Origin of the sequence: Listeria ivanovii subsp. londoniensis (assembly GCF_000763495.1) — a bacterium.
Lineage (GTDB): Bacteria > Bacillota > Bacilli > Lactobacillales > Listeriaceae > Listeria > Listeria londoniensis.
This window is the reverse complement of record NZ_CP009576.1, coordinates 2150876-2173114: the sequence shown is the minus strand read 5'-3', so window position 1 is coordinate 2173114 and position 22239 is coordinate 2150876. Positions and strand designations below refer to the sequence as shown.

General features: G+C 37.4%; 21 protein-coding genes and 1 pseudogene. 19 read left to right on the top strand and 3 right to left on the bottom strand.

Translation table 11 applies throughout. From position 1 onward, the window contains the following. Nucleotides 1–120: 120 nt before the first annotated feature. Nucleotides 121–1227 (top strand): NAD(P)/FAD-dependent oxidoreductase, encoded by a 1107-nt coding sequence (locus tag JL53_RS10640; RefSeq protein WP_003720235.1) that lies wholly within the window; start codon nt 121–123, stop codon nt 1225–1227. Here the strand turns inward: JL53_RS10640 and JL53_RS10635 are convergent. Next, entirely contained in the window at nt 1217–2083 is an 867-nt protein-coding gene (locus JL53_RS10635; RefSeq protein WP_038407597.1) for a YitT family protein, read from the bottom strand. The genes JL53_RS10640 and JL53_RS10635 overlap by 11 nt on opposite strands. A 139-nt stretch (nt 2084–2222) precedes the next feature. Here JL53_RS10635 and JL53_RS10630 point away from each other — a divergent pair, with 139 nt between their 5' ends. From JL53_RS10630 to JL53_RS10550, 17 genes and pseudogenes are all read left to right on the top strand, one after another. Next, nucleotides 2223–2549: a nucleotide pyrophosphohydrolase gene (locus JL53_RS10630; protein ID WP_003720233.1), complete on the top strand. Its 327-nt coding sequence runs from the start codon at nt 2223–2225 to the stop codon at nt 2547–2549. Nucleotides 2550–2554: 5 nt separating this feature from the next. After that, nucleotides 2555–3346: a 4-hydroxy-tetrahydrodipicolinate reductase gene (gene dapB / locus JL53_RS10625; RefSeq protein ID WP_038407596.1), complete on the top strand. Its 792-nt coding sequence runs from the start codon at nt 2555–2557 to the stop codon at nt 3344–3346. A 15-nt stretch (nt 3347–3361) separates the two neighbouring features. Next, on the top strand, nt 3362–3766 hold the full coding sequence (mgsA, locus tag JL53_RS10620) for a methylglyoxal synthase (RefSeq protein ID WP_003720231.1): 405 nt from the start codon (nt 3362–3364) through the stop codon (nt 3764–3766). Between the two features lie 15 nt (nt 3767–3781). Then, nucleotides 3782–4963 carry a CCA tRNA nucleotidyltransferase gene (locus JL53_RS10615; RefSeq protein WP_003720230.1) on the top strand — a complete coding sequence of 394 codons (1182 nt, stop codon included), beginning with the start codon at nt 3782–3784 and terminating at the stop codon, nt 4961–4963. Then, the gene (locus tag JL53_RS10610) at nt 4953–5942 is read left to right on the top strand and encodes a biotin--[acetyl-CoA-carboxylase] ligase (protein WP_003720229.1); all 990 of its coding nucleotides are present in this window, start codon (nt 4953–4955) and stop codon (nt 5940–5942) included. Before JL53_RS10615 ends, JL53_RS10610 begins: the two co-directional genes overlap by 11 nt. A gap of 133 nt (nt 5943–6075) precedes the next feature. Further along, the gene (locus JL53_RS10605; protein ID WP_038407595.1) at nt 6076–6549 is read left to right on the top strand and encodes a thioredoxin family protein; all 474 of its coding nucleotides are present in this window, start codon (nt 6076–6078) and stop codon (nt 6547–6549) included. A gap of 168 nt (nt 6550–6717) precedes the next feature. After that, nucleotides 6718–7551 carry a 3-methyl-2-oxobutanoate hydroxymethyltransferase gene (gene panB, locus JL53_RS10600; protein WP_038407594.1) on the top strand — a complete coding sequence of 278 codons (834 nt, stop codon included), beginning with the start codon at nt 6718–6720 and terminating at the stop codon, nt 7549–7551. Nucleotides 7552–7555: 4 nt separating this feature from the next. Next, complete coding sequence (gene panC, locus JL53_RS10595; RefSeq protein WP_003720226.1) at nt 7556–8413, top strand: pantoate--beta-alanine ligase; 858 nt, start codon at nt 7556–7558, stop codon at nt 8411–8413. A 2-nt stretch (nt 8414–8415) separates the two neighbouring features. Then, nucleotides 8416–8799, top strand: coding sequence for an aspartate 1-decarboxylase (gene panD / locus JL53_RS10590; RefSeq protein ID WP_038407593.1), 384 nt, complete (start codon nt 8416–8418; stop codon nt 8797–8799). A gap of 95 nt (nt 8800–8894) precedes the next feature. Then, nucleotides 8895–11681, top strand: a complete 2787-nt coding sequence (dinG, locus tag JL53_RS10585; RefSeq protein ID WP_038407592.1) for an ATP-dependent DNA helicase DinG, 3'-5' exoribonuclease type — start codon at nt 8895–8897, stop codon at nt 11679–11681. A 44-nt stretch (nt 11682–11725) separates the two neighbouring features. Then, nucleotides 11726–12311 (top strand): annotated as a pseudogene (locus tag JL53_RS10580) (cell wall elongation regulator TseB-like domain-containing protein). A 20-nt stretch (nt 12312–12331) separates the two neighbouring features. Continuing rightward, nucleotides 12332–13513 carry a pyridoxal phosphate-dependent aminotransferase gene (locus tag JL53_RS10575; RefSeq protein WP_003720222.1) on the top strand — a complete coding sequence of 394 codons (1182 nt, stop codon included), beginning with the start codon at nt 12332–12334 and terminating at the stop codon, nt 13511–13513. 13 nt (nt 13514–13526) lie between these two features. Continuing rightward, on the top strand, nt 13527–14819 hold the full coding sequence (gene asnS, locus JL53_RS10570; protein WP_003720221.1) for an asparagine--tRNA ligase: 1293 nt from the start codon (nt 13527–13529) through the stop codon (nt 14817–14819). Nucleotides 14820–14981: 162 nt separating this feature from the next. Beyond that, complete coding sequence (locus JL53_RS10565; RefSeq protein WP_234288453.1) at nt 14982–15638, top strand: DNA alkylation repair protein; 657 nt, start codon at nt 14982–14984, stop codon at nt 15636–15638. Between the two features lie 209 nt (nt 15639–15847). After that, a complete protein-coding gene (locus JL53_RS10560) occupies nt 15848–16567 on the top strand; it encodes a DnaD domain-containing protein (RefSeq protein ID WP_038407590.1) in 720 nt (239 codons plus the stop codon). Between the two features lie 10 nt (nt 16568–16577). Beyond that, on the top strand, nt 16578–17237 hold the full coding sequence (gene nth / locus JL53_RS10555) for an endonuclease III (protein ID WP_038408241.1): 660 nt from the start codon (nt 16578–16580) through the stop codon (nt 17235–17237). Then, entirely contained in the window at nt 17230–17718 is a 489-nt protein-coding gene (locus tag JL53_RS10550; protein WP_003720217.1) for a YpoC family protein, read from the top strand. The genes nth and JL53_RS10550 overlap by 8 nt, the downstream gene beginning before the upstream one ends. Nucleotides 17719–17809: 91 nt before the next feature. Here JL53_RS10550 and nfsA read toward each other — a convergent pair whose 3' ends face one another. Next, nucleotides 17810–18547, bottom strand: coding sequence for an oxygen-insensitive NADPH nitroreductase (gene nfsA / locus JL53_RS10545; protein ID WP_038407589.1), 738 nt, complete (start codon nt 18545–18547; stop codon nt 17810–17812). A gap of 227 nt (nt 18548–18774) precedes the next feature. Here nfsA and JL53_RS10540 point away from each other — a divergent pair, with 227 nt between their 5' ends. Then, a complete protein-coding gene (locus tag JL53_RS10540) occupies nt 18775–19638 on the top strand; it encodes a LysR family transcriptional regulator (protein ID WP_003720215.1) in 864 nt (287 codons plus the stop codon). A gap of 118 nt (nt 19639–19756) precedes the next feature. Here the strand turns inward: JL53_RS10540 and JL53_RS10535 are convergent, their stop codons facing one another. Next, nucleotides 19757–22237 (bottom strand): penicillin-binding protein 1A, encoded by a 2481-nt coding sequence (locus JL53_RS10535; RefSeq protein ID WP_038407588.1) that lies wholly within the window; start codon nt 22235–22237, stop codon nt 19757–19759. Nucleotides 22238–22239: the final 2 nt, after the last annotated feature.

The window sequence follows — 22239 nt, the reverse complement described above, 5'->3', positions numbered from 1 at the left end:
CAATGGATAGAATGAAGTCGAGGATATTAGTTGTTTGTAAACTTAACTATTTTCACATATTATTACAAAGAGTATTGAAAAAATCAACTTGTGTCACAATTGATATAGAGGGGTGTAAAGATGGAAAAAATCGTGATTATTGGTGCAGGAATCGTTGGAGCGAGTGCGGCCTATTTATTATCTAAAGAGAACGTTGAGGTTACATTAATTGATTCGAATGAACCAGGACAAGCTAGTCGAGCAGCTGCTGGAATCATTTGTCCATGGCTTTCTAAAAGACGAAATAAGTATTGGTATGAATTAGCTAAAAATAGCGCTACCTTTTATCCGAAGATAGCACAAATGCTCGCTGATGATACAGGCAAAGAAACTGGATACAAACAAGTAGGCGCCCTTGCACTTAGACCAACAACGGAAAAAACCGAGCAGCTTTTTAATCTTGCAAAGGAAAGACGAGCGGATGCACCAGTTATGGGAGTGATTGAGAAGTTAACAGAAGCTGAAACAAAACAGAAATTCCCATTAGTAAAGCCTGGATTTAGTTCTATCTTTGTAAGTGGCGCTGCTAGAGTAAATGGTGGCCTTTTTTGCCGGACTTTACTAGAGGCAGCACAAGAAAATGGAGTGAGAATTTTATCTGGTAAAGCGACTTTTTCAGCAACGGGGGAAGTACATGTAACTGGTGGGAAAGAAAACTATGATAAATTAATCATCGCGACAGGAGCATGGCTGGCGAGTTTTCTAGCTGATGCTGGATATAAAACGGATGTCTTGGCACAAAAAGGTCAATTACTTGAACTGGATTTCGAGGAATGGGCTACGGATGACTGGCCAGTTATTTTACCACCTAGCGCTAAATCGATTGTCCCTTTTGAAAGTGGGCGGGTTATTGTAGGTGCAACCCACGAAAAAACTGCTGGCTTCGATATCGAGCCAACAGTAGCAGGTCAAGCAGAGATTTTAGCGGAAGTGAGCTATTTTATGGAGCAGGCTACTTCTGAAAAAATAGCGAATGTGACTGTTGGAACAAGGCCTTATACACCAGACTTTGCCCCATTAATTGGTTCACTTCCAGGTTTGGAATCCGTTTTTCTTGCTAATGGACTTGGTGCTTCTGGATTAACCACAGGCCCTTATGTAGGTAAAATTTTAGCAGATTTAGCACTAGGTTGGACAAGTGAATTACCACTAGCGAATTATTTACCTAGCAAGTATATTAGTAAATAGGATTTTTATTTTCATCTAATGTAAATCCTTCGCCCATCACATCATGAACGACACTAACGGATACAAATGCATGAGGATCGACTGCTTGGACGATATTTTTTAACTGAACAATTTCATTTTTAGCGACAACAATATACAAAACGTCTTGCTCACTTTTAGAAAAACCACCACGGCCTTCTAAAACTGTCACACCACGGTTCATCGAAAGCATTACATGAGAGGCGATTAAGTCATTATTTTTGGAAATAATGAGGGCCCCACGAGCTGCATAAGCGCCTTCTTGGACAAAATCGATAACACGTGAACCGATGAAAACTGCGACAAGCGTATACATCACTTGGCGAATATCTAAGTAAGAAAGCGAGGCAAGTAGAACAATCGCATCAATCGCAAAAAGGGTTCGTCCCATGCTAATTCCTTTGGTATGATTTAGTAGTTTGGCAATAATATCGCTACCACCAGTTGTTCCACCGTACCGGAATACTAGACCTAAACCAATGCCACTAAAACCACCTGCAAACAGCGCGACTAGCAGTAAATCATTATGTAAATCTAAGGTATAAGGAATACGCTGGAAAATCCATAAAAATAGCGATAAACTTACTGTTCCAATCCCTGTATAGATAAGAGAACGGTTGCCTAAAACACGCCAGCCTAAAATGAATAATGGGATATTTAGAACTAAGTTAGAGTAAGCTGGATCAATTTGAAAGAAATGAAGCAAGAAAAGCGTTACCCCCGCAAGGCCACCTTCCCCTAAATTATTGGCGATATTAAAGTTTACGAGTCCGAAAGCATAAATCGCTGTCCCAAGCATGATAAAACAAATGTTTTTAGTGCGAAGTGTTTTTAGCATCACTTTTCCTCCTTGCAATCTATTTAATAAGTAAGTGAAAAATCATGGACTTGTATGTATTTGTTTAGGTATAATGAAATGAAGTTAACAATTGTCTGTTAAAACCTATTTTAGTGTAACATAAAAAGGGGGAATACCTATGGCGAAAACAATGGCAGAAATACAAAAAGAAGTGGATGATTTTATTGGTGGATTCGAGGAAGGTTATTTTTCCCCGCTAGCAATGATGGCCCGAATTACGGAAGAAACTGGAGAACTTGCTCGGGAAATTAATCATTATTATGGCGAAAAACAAAAGAAATCAAGTGAACCAGAAAAAACGGTAGCAGAAGAACTTGGCGATTGTTTATTTGTGCTTACCTGTATGGCTAATTCACTAGGTATTGATATGGAGGAAGCCCACAACACTGTGATGGCAAAATTCAAAGAACGCGATAAAAATCGTTGGACTAAGAAGGAGGAATAGGCAGAATGAAAGTAGCGGTATCTGGATTTAAAGGAAGAATGGGGCATGAGGTTGTCAAAACCATTTTAAGAGAAGAAGACTTAGAACTTATTGCAGTATTAGATCATGAACCAAAAGAGAAAAACATCCATGAAATAGCCGAATTTAGCTCTTTAAATGTACCTGTTTATGCTGATTTAGCTAGGATGTTGGAAGAGGAAAAACCTGATTGTGTAGTTGACTTTACAACACCTAAAGTAGGGTATACTAACACAAAAATAATCTTAGAACATGGTGTGCGTGCAGTTGTGGGAACGACTGGATTTCAGCCAGAACAAATTGCTGAACTGAGAGAAATCGCTGAATCCAAAAAAATTGGCGCATTAATTGCTCCAAACTTTGCTGTCGGTGCAGTTTTAATGATGCAATTCGCTCAAAAAGCAGCTAAATATTTCCCGAATGTAGAAATTATCGAGTTACATCATGATAATAAATTAGATGCGCCAAGTGGTACAGCTGTCAAAACAGCAGAAATGATGGCGGAAGTACGAGATCATGTTAAACAAGGTGCAGCAGACGAAGTAGAATTGATAGAAGGTGCAAGAGGTGGAGAGTTTGAAGGAATGCGCATTCATAGTGTCCGTCTACCTGGGTTAGTTGCTCATCAAGAAGTGATTTTTGGTGCAGAAGGTCAAGGGCTAACTTTACGTCATGATTCCTATGACCGGATTTCCTTTATGTCAGGCGTAGCACTTTCGGTTCGTAAAACAAAAGAATTAGAAACACTTGTTTATGGATTAGAAAATATTTTAGACTAAGGATAGGTGAATAGAATGCATATCGCACTAATTGCGCACGACGAGAAGAAAGAGTTGATGGTAGGATTTGCGACTGCATATAAACATTTACTAGAGCCACATGAGTTATATGCGACTGGGACAACAGGAATGCGAATTATCGAAGCTACCGGTTTAACCGTACATCGTTTTAAGTCTGGTCCGCTTGGTGGAGATCAGCAAATTGGTGCCCGTATTTCCGAAAATAAAATGGATTTAGTTATTTTTTTACGCGATCCTTTAACTGCACAACCTCATGAACCTGATGTGACGGCACTTATTAGACTATGCGATGTATACGAAATCCCCCTTGCGACGAATATTGGCACAGCAGAAATTTTAATTCGGGGGTTGGGTGCTGGTTTTCTTGATTGGCGGGATTTACGAAGAAACGATGAATGAAGGAGCGATTGACAGATGAATGACGTTTTTAAAAAGGCGCTTCCGGTATTGCAAAAATTAACTACTGCGGGTTTTGAAGCGTATTTTGTTGGTGGATCTGTCAGAGATTATTTGCTAAATAGAACGATATCCGATGTGGATATTGCGACCAGTGCTTTTCCGGAAGAAGTAAAGACAATTTTCACTTCGACCTATGATACGGGAATCGCCCATGGAACAGTCACGGTTAGAGAAAATAATGAATACTATGAAGTGACTACTTTCCGAACAGAAGGAGCTTACGAAGACTACCGTCGCCCGAGTGAAGTTACTTTCATTCGTTCACTAGAAGAAGATTTATTACGCCGAGATTTTACGATGAACGCAATTGCGATGGATGGGGACTTTGACTTGCATGATCCTTTTTTAGGTCAAATTTCGATTCGAAAGAAAGAAATCCGGGCAGTAGGAAAAGCCTCCGAACGTTTTCATGAAGATGCACTTAGAATGATGCGCGCGATACGTTTTCTTAGCCAACTAGACTTTCATTTAGAAAAGGAGACAGAAGCGGCCTTACAAAATCAAATTGGTTTGTTAAAGCATACATCTGTTGAGAGAATAACAGTAGAATGGGTGAAAATGGTAAAAGGTTCTGCTATTAAACGGGCAATGGAACTACTCTTAAAAGTGGAAATGGAATCCTTTTTACCCGGTTTAAAAGGAAAAGCAGCTGCACTTAGCAACTTCGCTAGTTGGAACTGGGATAAGCGAGAAACGGAAAAGGCGATTTGGCTTGGATTAGTAGTTGCTGTGAAACCAAATAATGTGACTGCTTTTTTGAAGGCGTGGAAATTGCCAAACAAAACTGTGCAGCTAGTTAATAAAACGTATCAGTATGCGTTAACTAAAAAAACAGACTGGTCTGAAGAAGAACTTTATCATGCTGGTGTAGAAGCTTTTTCTTTAGTAAATGAATTAAATACTATCCGGTTTGGTGAGAATCAACTGGAACGGCTCGCTAAAGTTTATCAATCACTTCCGATTCACTCCAAAAAAGATCTTGCAATCACTGGGGCTGATTTACTGAAATGGTCAGGTGAAAAGGCAGGCCCTTGGATGAAGGAAACACTTGATAAAATCGAACGAGCAGTTATTTTGAAAGAAATGAAAAATGAAAAAAATGCGATAAGAAGGTGGCTTGGCTATCATGAAGAATAACCGGGAAAAATTGCTTGCTTTATTTACAGAAAGTGAGGGGGCTTATTTATCTGGACAACAGATTGCGGATAGCCTTGGTTGTTCACGTACGGCTGTTTGGAAGCAAATGGAGTCACTACGAAAAGAAGGTTTTGAAATTGAAGCAGTAAGAAACCGTGGCTATCGATTATCCGCAACAGCAGAGCAATATACAAAAGATGCCTTGCTCCTTGGACTAGAAACAAAATTTATTGGTCAGCGTTTAGAAATATATGATTCTGTCAGTTCAACCCAAATTATCGCCCATCAGCACATCGAATCAAGTCCAGAAGGAACCGTTATCGTAGCGGATGAGCAAACCGCTGGGAAGGGACGTTTACTACGACCGTGGAACTCCAAAAAAGGAGAAGGTATTTGGATGAGTGTTATTTTAAAGCCACAGATTCCAATACAAAAAGTACCACAGTTTACTTTTATAGCTTCTCTTGCAATTACAGAAGCGATTGAAAACATTACAAAACTAGAACCAAAAATTAAATGGCCAAATGATATTTACATAGGAAAGCGAAAGATTTGTGGTGTTTTAACTGAAATGCAAGCAGAAGCAGAAACAATTCATGCCGTTATAATTGGGATGGGAATCAATGTTAATCAACGACAATTTCCAGAAGAAATTAAAGATAAAGCGAGTTCATTGCAATTAGAACTAGGTGCAAGTGTTTCCAGAAAAGCATTGTTGCAAGAAATTTTAACCTCATTAGAAAAATATTATGCGCTTTTTCTAGACAAAGGTTTTGCACCAATTAAGCTATTATGGGAAACAAAGGCAATACCGTTTGGAGAAAAATTAACAGCAAGTACAACAAAAGGGAAAATTCACGGTAAAGTCAAAGGGATTTCTGATGAAGGTGTGCTTTTATTGCAAGATGCCTTAGGAGAAGTACATGCTATTTATTCAGCAGATATTTTACTTGATAGTGAAAATAATCAAACACCCTAAAAAAGAACCATTTCACCCTACTTAAGTAATTGAAAACAGATCTTTTAACTCGAATTCATAGTGTGAAAAACACTTTTTCGAGTTTTTCTTTTTCACAAAAAATCATGTACACTGAAACCAAGGAGCTGTTTTTATGAAAAAAATGATGTTTTTTATCGCGATTATAACCATTTTGTTAACACTAAGTGCTTGTGCTGATAATAAAAAAGCGGCAGAAGATAAAGCAAATCAAACGGAGAAAGAAAGTGCCGCTTTTTTGCAAACAGTTTCTACAAGTGAGTTTAAACAAAAGATGGCGGATAAGTATACTGGATTTGTTTACGTTGGGCGCCCTACATGTGAGGATTGCCAAGCTTTTCAACCCATCTTAAAAAAAGAATTAGAAACAAGGGAGTTAAAAGAGCCTCTAGCATACTATAATACCGATAAAGCTTCCAAAAAAAGTCGTGATGACATGACAACCCTTTTAAAGAAGATGAACATTGAATCTGTTCCAACAATGGTTTATTTGAAAGCTGGAAAAGTAGCATCAACCTATGAAGCTACCGATGAACCAGAAAAACTAACTAATTGGATGAACAAAGTGAGTAAAGAGGTCTCTGAGTAGACCTTTCTTCAATTTGTATACTTTAAGTAAGTATGTATTTATGTTATTATACATATGGTAGCAATGAATAGATGGTACCGCTAACGGATCATACGAACGCTACTAACCAAAAATATGTTTTTTGCCTTGATTAAAGTTATTTAACAGGGACGAAAAGGAGCCAAGAAAATGAAAAGACCAGTAGATTTTTTTGCCATGAAAGAAAACGGAGAAAAGATAACGATGATCACCGCCTACGATTATCCTTCTGCTAAAAACGTAGAACAAGCCGATGCAGATATGATTTTAGTTGGAGATTCACTTGGAATGGTCGTTTTAGGCTATGATTCCACGGTGCCAGTTACAGTGGAAGATATGATTCACCATACGAAAGCTGTAAAACGGGGTGCGCCGAACACGTTTGTCGTGACAGATATGCCATTTATGACCTATCATGGATCTGTAGATGAAACAATTATGCATGCACGCCGGATTATACAAGAGAGCGGTGCCCATGCAGTTAAGTTGGAAGGCGCAGGAGAAGTCGTAAATAAAATTGCTCGTTTAACAGAGGCAGGAGCGCCAGTAGTTGCTCATCTTGGTTTGACGCCACAAAGTGTTGGACTTACTGGTAGCTACAAAGTTCGAGCTAAATCAACAGAAGAAGCGCAAGAATTAATTGAAAATGCGTTAGCAGTGGAAGCAGCAGGAGCGATTGCCATTGTATTAGAAGCAATACCCCGTCAGCTTGCAGAAAAAGTAACAAAAGCTCTTTCTATCCCAACCATTGGTATTGGAGCAGGGGTTGAAACTGATGGACAAGTACTTGTATACCACGATATCATTGGTTACGGAATTAGTCGCCGAGCAAAATTTGTCAAAGCTTATGCAGATATTGATGAAACAATTACGTCTGCGCTATCAAGTTATGTGAAAGAAGTAAAAGCGACTAGTTTTCCTGAAGTAAAACATAGCTTTACGATGGCCGAAGAAGATTTAAGAGGCCTATACGGAAAGGAATAACATCATGTTAATCATTCGAAGCAAAGAAGAATTAAAGCATGTGATCACTAAACAAAAAAGCACTAATCGAACAATTGGTTTTGTTCCAACAATGGGATTTTTACATGAAGGGCATATGACGCTTGTCAGTCATGCTAGAAAAGAAAATGATTATGTTGTCATGAGTGTCTTTGTCAATCCAACACAGTTTGGCCCAAATGAAGACTTTGATGCTTATCCTCGCGATGAAACTCATGATGCAAAGCTTGCTGAAGAAGGTGGCGTGGACATTTTATTTATTCCAACCGTGGAAGAAATGTATCCAGCAGAACTTGCGACGAAGTTACATGTTGAAAAACGTGTTTCTGTCCTCGATGGAGCAGACCGAGAAGGCCACTTTGACGGTGTCGTTACGGTCTTAACAAAACTATTTCACTTAGTAAATCCAAACAATGCTTACTTTGGACAAAAGGATGCTCAACAGGTAGCCGTTGTTTCCGGATTAGTAGAAGACTACTTTTTCCCAGTTAATCTTCGGGTAATACCTACTGTCAGGGAAGGTGACGGCTTAGCAAAAAGTTCTCGAAATGTTTATTTAACGGAACTGGAACGTAAGGAAGCGCCTGTTATTCATAAAGCACTTACACTAGGTCGAAGTTTAATTGAAGCTGGTGAAACAAGTGAAGCGAATATTATCCAGCAAATGACAGCTAAAATAAATGAGCAAACAGCGCATGAAAAAATTGCCTATTTGGCTATCTATTCTTATCCAGAATTCACACCTGTGACTGATTGGACTAAAGGAATTATCATTGCAGCAGCTGTCAAATATTCGAAAGCACGTTTAATCGATAACGAATTAATAAATGTAAAGAGGCGGTAAAAATGATTAGAACAATGATGAATGGCAAAATTCACCGAGCTACCGTAACAGAAGCCAATCTGAATTATGTAGGAAGTATTACAATTGATTCTGCTATCCTAGAAGCAGTTGATATGCGCCCTAATGAAAAAGTACAAATTGTTAATAATAACAATGGTGCAAGAATTGAAACCTATATCATCCCTGGAAAGCCTGGTAGTGGAGTGATTTGTCTAAACGGCGCTGCTGCAAGACACGTGCAAGTTGGCGATGTCGTTATTATTATTAGCTACGGGATGTTTACCAAAGAGGAAGCAAGCACACACGAACCAAAAATTGTTGTGTTAAATGAGCAAAATCAAATCGAAATGATTCTTCCAGAAGAAAAAGCGCATACGACTTTATAAGTGATTCGAGGAGCTTGAGCGAATTTTTGCTCAAGCTGCTCGTTTGTTTACAACGTTATTTTTGATTAAAAGCAGTATAGAAAGAAGGTTAGCAGATGAAGCAAAAACGTTATATTGTGGTGGACCTAGAGACAACCGGAAATCAAGCTTCACGTGATGACCGGATTATTCAATTTGCTGCTTGCTTTGTAGAATCTGGAAAACGCCTAGAAACCTATGCTACTTTTTTAAATCCAGAAAAGCCAATTCCTGCTTTTATTCAAGAATTAACGGGAATCTCACCAAAAGACGTGAGAGATGCTCCGCTATTTGAAGATGTAGCACCAATCATTGCTAATCTATTAGAAGATACGATATTTGTTGCTCATAACGTTTCTTTTGATTGGACATTTTTAGAGAGAGAAATGAATCGTGCAGGTATTTCACTTGGGAAAATGAAAAAATTGGATACAGTCGAGTTAGCAAGAATAATGTATCCAGGAATTGATAGTTATAAATTACAAGATTTATCTGATGAATTTGGACTTGGTCATGATAAACCACACCGAGCAGATAGTGATGCCGAAGTAACGGCTGATTTATTACTGTTACTTCTTGAAAAACTAGAAAATTTGCCACTTCCAGTAATTCGACAAATGGTAACAGTTTCTGGTAGTTTAAAGAGTTATTTACCAGAGCTGTTATTTGATATTGAAATGAAAAAAGAGCGAGCAAACAAGCCTTTAGATACAAATTTTATAGAACATCGCGGTCTAGTTATTCGTAAAAAAGAAGTAGAAAAACCTACCTACGATAGAGCAGATTTACTTGATTTTCCTGAGACGGATGATGCCAAAATAGCACTTTTCAAAAAGGCAGGAGCACCACTTTATGCGAGAACGGGCCAATTTGAAATGATGAACCTCGTTTTCCAAGCAATGAAATCGGGCAAGCATGCTCTAATTGAGGCAGGAACAGGAATTGGGAAGTCACTTGGTTATTTTTTGCCAGCGATTTATCAAGCGAAGCAAGCAAAATTACCGGTCGTAATTAGCACCTATACTAACTTACTTCAAGCACAATTATTTGAAAAAGATGTGCCACTACTTACAAAGCTGACTGGTTTCGAAGTAAAAGCTAGCTTACTTAAAGGCCGTGATCATTATTTGAATTTATTTAAATTTGAACAATTACTTGCGGAAGTGGATTCCCAGTACGATATAGTTGTGACAAAATTAAAGTTACTTGTTTGGCTCACGGAAACAACAACTGGGGATATTGATGAAGTAAACCTATCTAGTGGTGGTGAGTTGTTTTGGAATCGGATGAAGCACACTGGTTGGTTCCTGTCTGAAAAACATGATCCGTGGCTAGCGCATGATTTTTATAAATTTAATGTAGAGCAAGCAAAAAATGCTGATTTAGTTATTGTGAATCATGCGCTTTTACTAAGTGACCATTTTTCTGGAAGACAGACGCTTCCAAAATATGCTTTTGCAGTAATCGATGAAGCTCACCATTTTGCAGATAGTGCCAGGACACAGGGAAGTTTTGTATTGTCGTATCGAAAATTAAAGTATTTCTTAAATCAGTTAGGCTCTTTAGAAAAATATTCCTTGTTAACACGGCTTTCGATGGCATTTCCGGATGCAGATAGTTTATATGATTTAGATATAGCAGCGATGAAACTGGGAGAAGCAGTAGAAGAATTTTTCCACTTGCTAAAAATGCAATTAAGCTATGCTCGTAAAAATCTGCAAGAAATAGTACTTGTGGAAAACAGTGAGAAAGATGCATGGAATGAAGCGATTTTTTATGCCGCTGAAAAAGTACTTCTTTTACTCCAAGAATCCGAAAAAAATATGGAAACATTACTTGCACAAGGAAAAGCCGAAGAAGATAACTTAGGCGTAGCAGAAAGTGCCTTTTTAGAAGAAATGTATGCTTTTTTACTTGATTGGAAAAATATCGTAAATCAATTGGAGGAAATGCTGCATAAAAAATCCCCCATTCTAACAATATACCTGCAAGCGGATAAACATCATTCTATATCGAGTATTAGATTGAAAGCTGTATTAATGGAAGTAGAGCCAACACTTGGAAAAGAATTTTTTGCGAAAAAAGAAAGTGTCATTATGACCTCTGCAACCTTAACGGTGAACGGCAAGTTTGCTTTTTTACGAAAAAGTTTAGGCTTAGAGGAAGAGCAATTAATGGAAAAAAGAATTCCTTCGCCATTTGATTATCAAAAAAATGCACGAGTGATGATTCCTGATGATATGCCACCAATTAAAGATACACCGATGGAACGATACACAACGGAGCTAGCCAAATATATTCGCCATATTGCTGTCAAAACAAAGGGACGAATGTTAGTCTTATTTACTGCTTCTGAAATGCTCCAGAAAACGTATTATCATATGAAAAATGAGAAGTCGCTAGAAGAATATGTTTTACTTGCACAGGGCGTTTCGGCAGGAAGTGCAGCAAGATTAACGAAGCAATTCCAAATGTTTGATAAAGCGATTTTACTAGGGACTACTAGCTTTTGGGAAGGGATAGATATTCCGGGTGAGGACTTATCGTGTTTAGTCATCGTTAGGTTACCATTTGCACCGATGGACGATCCGTATACAAAGGCCCAAATTGCCCTGCGGAAAGAGCGTGGTGAAAATGCTTTTCAAACGTATTCTTTGCCAGAAGCTGTTCTTCGTTTTAAACAAGGTTTCGGTCGTTTAATTCGTCGGGAATCTGATCGGGGGATAGTCTTTGTTTTTGATAATCGTGTTGATACAACCAGGTTTGGAAAAGTATTTTTAGATTCTATCCCTAGTGCACCCATTTTAAAAGGAAACCAAGCCGATTTATTAGAAGAAGTTAGTGAATTCTTTAAGGAAGATTAAATTTTTCTTGATATGACTTCAAATATATGGCGGCTATTGCTATAATGTATCTATGCGAAAATGAAATTGCATATCGCCGGATGGACTTCCGGTAATTTAGAAATAGAAATGAGCGAGATTATTTTGCGAAATAGAAAACCTAAGCGTAAGATTGGCAAATGGATAGCGATTATTCTCGGCATAGTTATTGTGCTTATTGTGGCGGTTTTTCTGTATGTCAAATACGCGGAAAAACCAGTATCAGAAGCAGAAACCGAAGCTTTAGACCGAATAAGCGGGCAAGTAGATTTACAGTCCACTGACAAATTTTATTTATACAATGGTCCGCAAGAAGTGTATTACGTATTAACAGGCAAGAATAGTAAGAATAAAAATATCATTGTCTGGGTTCCTAAGAAAAAATCCGGCAAAGTATATGTTAAATTCGCCTCTGATGGTATCACAGAACAACAAGCACGTGATAAAGTCGAGAAAGAAAAGAATCCAAAGAAAATTCTTCATGCGAATTTAGGTATGGAAAAAGGAACACCAATTTGGGAAGTCGCTTATATAGATAAGAATGATAACCTAAATTATTTTGATATTGATTTTGAAACAGGTGAATGGTACCGAGAAATAGAAAACTTGTAAAAATAAAAGGAGGGAATTAAATGGACTTACCGTTATCAAGACGTGTCAAAGGAGTGGCCGCATCGCCTACACTTGCGATTACGGCAAAAGCGAAACAAATGAAACAAGAAGGAATGGATGTTATCGGGTTAGGTGCTGGGGAGCCAGATTTCAATACTCCGCAAAATATCATCGATGCAGCTGTAGATTCTATGAATAAAGGATTTACTAAGTACACGCCTTCTAGCGGGATTATCGAATTAAAACAAGCGATTGTCGACAAGCTGGCAAAAGACCAGTCATTAAACTATGAAACGAATCAAGTTTTCGTAGGAACTGGTGCAAAACATGTTTTATATTCCGCATTTCAAACGATTTTGAATCCCGGTGATGAAGTTATTATTCCTGTCCCTTATTGGGTTACTTACCCGGAGCAAGTCAAACTAGCTGGTGGAGTTCCCGTTTTTGTAGAAACGGGTTTTGATGTCGACTTCAAAATTTCTGCTATTGATTTTGAAAAAGCGATTACGAAAAAAACGAAAGCGATTGTGCTGAACTCACCTAATAATCCTTCTGGTATGTGCTATACAAAGGCAGAATTAGCGGCTATTGGAGCAGTAGCAGAAAAACATCAGATTTATATCTTATCTGATGAAATATATGAAAAATTATACTATGGAAATAAACAAGACTTAGTTTCCATTGCTAGTTTAAGTGATCGCTTATATGATTTAACGATTCTCATCAATGGCGTATCAAAAGCTTATTCAATGACGGGATGGCGAATTGGCTATGCTGCTGCCAATAAAGAACTTATCGCCGGAATGAGTAAACTCGCAGATCATTTAACGAGTAATCCAACAGTCAACGCGCAATATGCAGCACTGGAAGCATACGTTGGTAGCCAAGAAATACCTGAAAAAATGTACCAAGCTTTTGAAGAACGAATGGAACGCTTTTATCCAGAACTACAAAGTATTCCAGGATTTAAACCAAAAAAACCAGATGGCGCTTTTTACTTCTTTATTGATGCAAAAGAAGCGGCACATAAAAAAGGTTTTCAGGATGTAGACGCGTTTGTAGCAGCTCTTTTAGAAGAAGCGAAAGTCGCAGTTATTCCAGGCTCAGGATTCGGAATGCCCGATTATATACGTCTTTCTTATGCAACAAACCCAGACTTATTCCAAGAAGCTATAAATCGAATAAAAAGTTTTATGAAATAGGGAGTGTAGACGAGTGAAAATAACAATCAATCAAGCATCCGAATTTGTCGGAAAAGAAGTAACAATTGGTGTATGGCTAGCGAATAAACGTTCAAGTGGTAAAATCGCATTCTTACAACTACGCGATGGAACTGGCTTTATGCAAGGTGTTGTCGTGAAAGCGGAAGTAGGCGATGAAGTTTTTGCTACCGCTAAAGCATTGACACAAGAAACAAGCCTGTTTGTTACTGGGACAATTAATGAAGATACACGCTCCCCGTTTGGCTATGAACTGGCAGTGTCTGGTGTAGAAGTAATCAGTGAATCAAATGATTATCCAATTACACCAAAAGAACACGGAACAGAATTTTTAATGGATCATCGTCATTTATGGTTACGCTCTAGTCGTCAACATGCGATTATGAAAATTCGTAATGAAATTATCCGTGCTACATACGAATTTTTCAATAAAGAAGGATTCTTAAAAATTGATCCACCAATCTTGACAGGCAGTGCACCAGAAGGAACAACGGAACTTTTCCATACTAAATATTTTGAAGAAGATGCCTTTCTTTCTCAAAGTGGTCAATTATATATGGAAGCAGCAGCAATGGCATTTGGAAAAGTATTTTCCTTTGGTCCAACATTCCGTGCTGAAAAATCGAAAACACGTCGTCACTTAATCGAATTCTGGATGATTGAACCAGAGATGGCGTTTTATAAATTAGAAGATAGCTTGAAAGTACAAGAAAATTATGTGGCATTTTTAGTGAAAGCAGTACTTGATAACTGTCGCTTAGAGCTAGATCGACTTGGACGTGATATCAGTCATTTAGAAAAAATGGTTGCCCCGTTCCCACGCATTACGTATACAGAAGCAATAGATTTATTACACAAACTTGGCTTTGATGATATTGTTTGGGGTGACGATTTCGGTGCTCCACACGAAACAGCCATTGCTGATAGTTTTGAAAAACCTGTTTTCATTACCCATTATCCAAAAGCTATTAAACCATTTTACATGCCAGAAGATCCAGAAAATGATCAAGTAGTTCTGTGTGCAGATATGATTGCTCCAGAAGGTTACGGTGAAATTATTGGTGGTTCTGAACGTATTCATGACTTAGAAACACTTCAAGCACGAATGAAAGACTTTGATTTAGATCAAGAAGCTTATAGCTGGTATATTGATTTAGCTCGTTACGGCTCTGTGCCACACTCTGGTTTCGGTCTGGGCTTAGAACGCACAGTCGCTTGGATTTCAGGAACTGAACATGTACGTGAAACAATTCCATTCCCACGCTTGTTAAATCGTTTATACCCATAATAATCATTTAATTTCAGTTAGATAGAGGCATTCAAATATGTCTCTATTTTTTTGTCATAAATAAATATGCTACAATTACAATAAGAATTATAGCGGAAGTCATTGGGGAAAAGAAAACTGACACAAGATTTAAAATACTACTCCATAAAGGGGATGGGAAAAATGGATAAAAAAACGATGCATTCTTCCAAATTAGAAAGCATTTTAACGCAGATAGATGATCAAACAAAGCTCGGTGATTTAAGAAAACTTGCAAAAGAAATTAAAAAAAATCATGGAGTAGCCTTGGAACTTTGGGGAACTAAAGAATTCTTACCTCGGCTACTAGCAATTTTGATTATGGATAAAAAGCTTCTTACACAAGATTTTTTAAATAAATTGGATAAAGACATGCAAGTGCATTCTTATGACGAACGAAATAATTTAATGGATTGGTTAATGGCTAATCAACTTATGAAAGATAAGATGACAATTACATGGATGGAGTCGTGGGAAGATAGTCCATCTGCTCTTCAAAGACGAATTTTTTGGTATTATCAAGCTCGCCTTAGATGGACGGGACAAAGACCACCAGACAACACTGAATATTTGCTTTCCGCGTTAGAAGCTAACATTAGGCAAGAAAAACCAGAAGTGCAATGGGCGATGAATTTCACGGCTGGATGGATAGGTGTTTATGATAAAAAGTATCGTGCCCGTTGTATGAAAATAGGTGAAAAGACTGGGCTTTATAAAGAAGAAAAAGTGGCAAAGGGATGTACTCCTAACTATTTACCTGAATTTATTACAATAGAAGTAAATAAACGAGAGAATAAATAAACCTATTTGCTAAGTATACGAAAGACAACGAATATAAAAAGGAAGCGTAGAATGGAATACATCATCCTACGCTCTTATGTATGAGTTGTTTGTTAGCTACTATTTTTCTCGGCCATAAAAGCATTTTCTAAGGGATTTCTTTATTTTATCTCTACTTTTATATTTTTCCCTCGAAAACCATGTTATAATTTTGGAGTGAGGTGTTTAAAATGAATCAAAAAATGCTTGAAAGTTGGATGAATGAAGGGCAAGTAACTTTGCCTCAAGTCCTAGTGAAAAATTATACAGCGATTGGCTTAAAGGAGATGGAAATGATGTTATTGCTGCAAATTCAATCATTTGCAGTCGATGCTGAATTTTTCCCTTCTATGGAAATGTTAACGGAACGAACAACCCTACGACTAGAAGAGACAATTAAAACGATGGACTCCCTTCTAAAAAAAGGTATGATTGCTATCGAACAAGGGCAAGATGCTTCTCAAATGATTTCCGAACGATATAGTTTAGCACCACTTTGGGGGAAATTAGTCGCCCTATATGAAAATATCGAATCGGAAGACAGACAAGCAAAACAAATGGAAAAACAAACGAATCTATATAGTCTTTTTGAATCGGAATTTGGGAGACCACTTTCACCAATGGAAGCAGAAATGTTGTCTGCTTGGTTAGATCAAGATAAAACTAACCCTGACTTAATCAAAGAAGCTTTAAAAGAGGCTGTTATTTCCCAAAAATTAAATTTCCGTTATATTGATAGAATATTGCTCAACTGGTCAAAACAAGGTGTCAAAACAATAGATGATGCCAAACGAGTGGCAGAAGAGTTTCATCAAAACGGGCGAACAACACAAACGATAAACAAAAATCAAGTGAAAAAAAGCGCAGGATCTATACCATTATATGACTGGCTTGAAAAAAGAAAAGGGTGACGAGACTAAATTGCTATCTAATAAACAAACTGTCTTATGCATTGAAGAAATGGCTAAAATGTTCCCAGCGGCTCACTGTGAGCTAATTCATAAAAATTCGTTTGAACTCTTAGTAGCTGTGGTTTTATCTGCCCAGTGCACAGATGTATTAGTGAATCGAGTAACGGCTTCTCTTTTTGAAAAATATCATAAACCTGAAGATTATTTGGCTGTTCCACTTGAAGAACTGATGGATGATATTCGTTCCATCGGTTTATATCGGAATAAAGCAAAAAATATTCAAGGATTATCACAAAAATTGTTAACAGAATTTAACGGGAAAGTGCCTCGGACGCATAGTGAACTAGAAAGCTTGCCAGGTGTTGGTAGAAAAACGGCTAATGTAGTTTTATCTGTTGGCTTCGGAGTGCCTGCAATAGCTGTTGATACCCATGTAGAGCGGATTAGCAAACGACTTGGTATATGTAGATGGAAAGATTCGGTAGTGGAAGTAGAAGAGACATTAAAACGCAAATTACCAGAATCATTATGGTCAGATGCGCATCATTATATGATTTTCTTTGGCCGATATCATTGTAAAGCAAGAAACCCAGAATGTCCGACATGTCCACTTCTTTATTTATGTCGCGAAGGAAAAAAACAAGCGAAAGTGAGGGGATTTGATGGCTGAGTTTAAATATGCAGTGGAGCTAGCCCATCCTGATTTCCCTGCGCCTGATGTTGTAGCAGAAGAATATGATTCTGAATCTATCTATGTAAGTGGCTTACCTTTTTGGCAAGAGCAGCAATTTTATACGAGAGGTGGCGGCGTTATCCCATGGAAAAACCAAACGGATAAAGCTTGCCGAAAACTTGCGAAACATATGACGAATTTGGCAGAAAGTATGGAAAAAGAGTTAAAAGTACATAAAAAACCTGCTCCAGTTGTGGTAAGAGATGCACTTGGTATTTTTTTATCCATTTTATTTTGGAGTAATCATCGTCCGGTTCAACTAGATAATTTGATGGAACAAATTAGCACTCTTGATATGAAGCCATTAAACTTAGAAGAACGGTTGGAATATGTATTAAAGCGTGGAAATACTTATTTAGGATTTCGGCAGTTAAATGAATTAGTACTAGAGCAGCGTAAATTAATTGCGAAAAAATAATTTCCTGTTTAATGAGAAAAATACGTAACAAAATCTGATTTTAGATTTCTGTTACGTATTTTTCCATTTAGAAAGTAAGCGCAAATCTATTTTAATTTAACGTAAAACCCTGTTTTTTCAAAAAAGCTGCAATTTCTGGTCTTCGTATCTCTTTAAAAAATTCGATATTCTTATCAGCCCAAGAAGTTTGTTGTTCATTTTTTTCACGTAAGGCATAATATTCTCTTGTTAACGCTTCGTACGCTTTTAAATTTGCGAATTGTTCATGAGGATATTGATTTTCGCTTACTTGATTTTCAAGTAAAAGACGTGGTTTGACTTGATTTTTTTGTGCCGGAACGCCGATAGTTAGTCCAAAAAGCGGTATCGTAAAAGGGGGTAAATTTAACAACTCAGAAATTTTTTCGATGTCATTTCGGATTCCACCAATATAGCAGGTTCCTAGTTCTAATGATTCTGCTGCAACAACCATATTTTGAGCTGCAATCGTCGCATCCACCACTCCCACTAATAAAGACTCCATATTCCTTAAGCTATCTAAGGATTGATTGTTCGAAAGTAAAAGTTTAGATTGGCGATATAAATCACCAATAAACACATAAAAGGTTCCTGTTTCTTTGACATAAGAAGCGCTATCCGTAACCTCAGCTAATTTCTCCCGTAACGCTGGATCCGTAATTTCTAAAATAGAAAAAGCTTGAACGAAATGAGAAGTAGCAGCACTTCTGGCCGCTGCTACTAAAGTTTGTTTGACCTCATCAGATAAGGGCTCTTTTTTAAATTCTCGAACGGAAACATGCTTAAATAATTGTTGAATGGTAGTATTCATTATTTCTCCTCCAATTGTATCAATAAAATAATTAAACTCACTTCCCACCATTTAGTAAAACTAGTATACAAACATTTTTTCGGAATTTTAATGATACTTTGATTTTTTGTACTTACTAGATTTCTTGAATTTAAATGGTAAGTAAAGTATAATCTATCTTTAATATCATTTGAAATGCATAAATCATATAGAGGTATCATTAATTTTGATATCAGAAGGAGTACATTATGGATATTGAGAATATGAGAGCTTTTAATAAAGTTGCGGAACTTAAAAGTATTTCTGCCGCTGCAAGTGAATTACAGCATTTACAATCTAATATGTCTAATAAAATAAAAAATATAGAAAAACAGTTTGATACTCAACTCTTCTTTCGACACTCTAATGGTGTTGAACTAACTCAGAATGGGGAGAAACTCTATCAACAATTTAAAAAAATGATTTTGCTCTGGGAGGAAACCACTGCTATTATTAGTAACAAAGAAGAAAATATTTTGATTGGTATTCCCCAGTCCACTTTTCCTATGCAATTTAATACTATCATTAAAGACTTTTATTCACAGTTTCCAAATAAAAAATTGTCAATCGTCAGTGCAACTACTAATGAATTAATACATAAAATAGTAAATAGAGAACTAACGATTGCTTATGTGGCTGAACTGGAAAAGGAAAATTTATTTCAAGACAAGCAAATTATATCTGAGATGCTGTCGCGTGATAAATTAGTTTTCATTGGCAAAACAAAAGGAATACCACTGCAAAAAATATTAACGGAAGAGCGCTTATACGTTTTTAGTAAGCAATGTTATTCTTATAGAGCGCTCACCAAACTAATGAATGATTTTAATATCCAAAATACTTCTATCTCGGAAATTAATATTGTTGAAACACTTTTTGATATTTGCAAAAATGAACTAGGGATTGGAATAATTCCCGAAAGTATTGCAGTAAAATATAATATTCAGGTCTATGAAACGCTACCCGATAAGTACTCGGAACTCCGACAAATGTTCATTTATCATAAGGATCATACTATTTCAAGTGCAGAAAAGTGGTTGATTGAAAAAAGCAAACCTGTTTTTAAAAACTAAAGCAAGACCAATGGCAAAATCCTATTTAGTATCGAAAAATAAGCATTTAATCGCATAAAGAAAAAGTCTGAGTCAATTAGGAATTATCCAATTCCCTTTTGTCTCAGACTTTTTTGTGCTATTCAGATGATTCTTCGGCAGGTATTTTGACAGTAGTCGATGCAGCAGGGCTCTTGTTCCCATCTTTTTGGGCGATAACACTAATGGATATCGTATCACCCGGATTGCCACCACTTACAGAAACGGAAGTGGAAGAGACAGTCGTTGTCGTTCCATTCACAGTTACTTCATAAGTTGCACCATCGACTGCTGCCCACGAAACATTGATTTGCTTCGAATTGCCATCATAACTTGCCTTTAAGCTGGTTGGGGCAGAAACTTCTTTGTTTTTAGCTTCTTCCTCTGCTTTTTTCTGCGCTTCTTCTTCTGCTTTCTTTTTCTCTTCTTCTGTTTGTTTCTTCTTGTCTTCTTCCGCTTTTTTCTTCGCCGCTGCTTCTTTTGTCTTCTTCTCGTCTTCTGGAGTAGAAGCCGTTTTTGTTGGCGCAGTGCCAGCGATGAATAGCTCATAGCTTACTTTATCGCTAGATGTACCAGATGCGGCACGAGCGACTGGATTGCTACCTTTTAAAATTGGGATGGAAACAACATTACTTGGCATTTTGAAATCTTCGGTTGTTTTTCCTTCAGATGCATGTGCCATTAATTTACTAAACATATATTGCGCAATTTTTTGTTCACTTGGCGAAACATATTTTTTCTTATCATCATAACCTGTCCATACAGCGATAGAATAATTTGTAGTGTAACCAGCGAACCAGGAATCACGAGCTGCGCCACTAGGGTAATAATACTGTGAAGTGAATTCTGGCGGAATGTTTGTTGTACCTGTTTTACCAGCTGCTTTAAGTCCTGGAACAGCTGCTGATGTACCAGTTCCAATTGTAAGAACATCTTTTAGAACATCAGAGACCATATAAGCAGTAGATTCTTTCATTGCAACCGTACTTTTTGGTTCAGTATCAATTTCGGTTTGGCCATCAGATAGAACAATTTTGGTGACAGTATGTGGTTTGTTGTATATTCCTTTATTTCCGAAAGCGGCATAAGCACCAGCCATTTGCATCGGATTGGAACTATTTGCTCCGATTGCGTTAGACTCAACATTTTGACCTTCATCATAAGTGATACCAAGCTTGTTAACAAATTGCTCGGATTTATCTAAGCCGACTGCTTGTAAAGTTTTTAGTGCTGGAATATTTCTTGATTGGTAAAGTGCTTGACGAACAGAAATAGGTCCTTTATAGCCAAAATCCCAGTTATTAATAGGAGTTCCACCAGTATACGTATAAGGCTCATCTTCTAAAATGTGTGCGGTTGACCAATCTAAATATTCAAAAGCTGGTCCATAATCGGCAATTGGTTTCATTGTTGATCCGACTGAACGCTTCACTTGTGTTGCATAATTATAGCCACGAGTAACTGTTTGATTACGCCCGCCGCCAATCGCTTGAACTCGACCGGTTTTAGTATCTTGCAAAACAATACCGGCTTGCATTTCATCATCTGTGAAATTAACGATTTCATTGGTATTAAGCATTTTTTCCGTGTATTCTTGGGCATCACGATCAAGAGCCGTATAAATAGTCAAACCATCGCGATAAACATCATATTCTTTTGGAATTTCACTTAAAACTTGTGTTACATAGGAATCATATTTATAAATTTTATCTTCACGATCTTTTTGTGAACGAAGACCAGTATTAATAGGTGTTTTTTGAGCAGCTGTCATTTCATCTTTCGTGATTTTATCATGCGAATACATGTTGGTTAAAACTTGATCACGACGCTTTTTGGCAGCTTCTGGGTGATCGTAAGGATTATAATTATTGGGACTTTGAGGCATACCGGCAATTAAAGCTGTTTGTGCCAATGTTAAATCGTTTAAATTTTTGCCGAAGTAATGTTCAGAAGCCGTTTGCATCCCATGAACACGATCTGACATATAGACTTTATTAACATAAATTTCTAGAATATCATCTTTGCTATATTTTTCTTCTAATTGAAGGGCAAGCCATGCTTCTTGAGCTTTCCTTGCTAGTGTTTTATTCGTGTAATCTAGATAGGACATTTTGATGATTTGCTGAGAAAGGGTACTGGCACCTTCTGAACCAAATCCGTCTTTGAAGTTGGCAATAACAGCTCCACCAAGCCGAATTGGGTCAATCCCGTCATGTTCATAAAAACGTGCATCTTCGGTTGTTAAAATTGCATCTTTCAGTGTATCTGGTATATCTTTGTATTCAATATATTCCCGCCGTTCGGTTCCAACTTCTGCGAAAACCTTTCCATCCTTATCAAGTAATTTGGACGAAAGTGGATCCCGTAGTTTGGAGTCGGTCAGTTTTGGTGCATCTTTTGCATAATTGTAAAAGACAGTTGCACCAGCCGCAACACCAAAGAAAGCTAAAAATAATCCTGTAAAGAAAATTGTTTTGAAAATATTAGCTGCAACACGTTTTCCTCGCTTAGATGGATTTTTTTTCGAGCTGCCATTTTGTTTGTTGCGATACTGAGATCTTGTCTGCGGTTTATCTGCCATTA

Coding starts and splice junctions, on each gene's coding strand:
- JL53_RS10640 (WP_003720235.1), top strand. CDS start 121: ATGGAAAAAATCGTGATTATTGGTGCAGGAATCGTTGGAGCGAGTGCG.
- JL53_RS10635 (WP_038407597.1), bottom strand. CDS start 2,083: ATGCTAAAAACACTTCGCACTAAAAACATTTGTTTTATCATGCTTGGG.
- JL53_RS10630 (WP_003720233.1), top strand. CDS start 2,223: ATGGCGAAAACAATGGCAGAAATACAAAAAGAAGTGGATGATTTTATT.
- dapB (WP_038407596.1), top strand. CDS start 2,555: ATGAAAGTAGCGGTATCTGGATTTAAAGGAAGAATGGGGCATGAGGTT.
- mgsA (WP_003720231.1), top strand. CDS start 3,362: ATGCATATCGCACTAATTGCGCACGACGAGAAGAAAGAGTTGATGGTA.
- JL53_RS10615 (WP_003720230.1), top strand. CDS start 3,782: ATGAATGACGTTTTTAAAAAGGCGCTTCCGGTATTGCAAAAATTAACT.
- JL53_RS10610 (WP_003720229.1), top strand. CDS start 4,953: ATGAAGAATAACCGGGAAAAATTGCTTGCTTTATTTACAGAAAGTGAG.
- JL53_RS10605 (WP_038407595.1), top strand. CDS start 6,076: ATGAAAAAAATGATGTTTTTTATCGCGATTATAACCATTTTGTTAACA.
- panB (WP_038407594.1), top strand. CDS start 6,718: ATGAAAAGACCAGTAGATTTTTTTGCCATGAAAGAAAACGGAGAAAAG.
- panC (WP_003720226.1), top strand. CDS start 7,556: ATGTTAATCATTCGAAGCAAAGAAGAATTAAAGCATGTGATCACTAAA.
- panD (WP_038407593.1), top strand. CDS start 8,416: ATGATTAGAACAATGATGAATGGCAAAATTCACCGAGCTACCGTAACA.
- dinG (WP_038407592.1), top strand. CDS start 8,895: ATGAAGCAAAAACGTTATATTGTGGTGGACCTAGAGACAACCGGAAAT.
- JL53_RS10575 (WP_003720222.1), top strand. CDS start 12,332: ATGGACTTACCGTTATCAAGACGTGTCAAAGGAGTGGCCGCATCGCCT.
- JL53_RS10565 (WP_234288453.1), top strand. CDS start 14,982: ATGGATAAAAAAACGATGCATTCTTCCAAATTAGAAAGCATTTTAACG.
- JL53_RS10560 (WP_038407590.1), top strand. CDS start 15,848: ATGAATCAAAAAATGCTTGAAAGTTGGATGAATGAAGGGCAAGTAACT.
- JL53_RS10550 (WP_003720217.1), top strand. CDS start 17,230: ATGGCTGAGTTTAAATATGCAGTGGAGCTAGCCCATCCTGATTTCCCT.
- nfsA (WP_038407589.1), bottom strand. CDS start 18,547: ATGAATACTACCATTCAACAATTATTTAAGCATGTTTCCGTTCGAGAA.
- JL53_RS10540 (WP_003720215.1), top strand. CDS start 18,775: ATGGATATTGAGAATATGAGAGCTTTTAATAAAGTTGCGGAACTTAAA.
- JL53_RS10535 (WP_038407588.1), bottom strand. CDS start 22,237: ATGGCAGATAAACCGCAGACAAGATCTCAGTATCGCAACAAACAAAAT.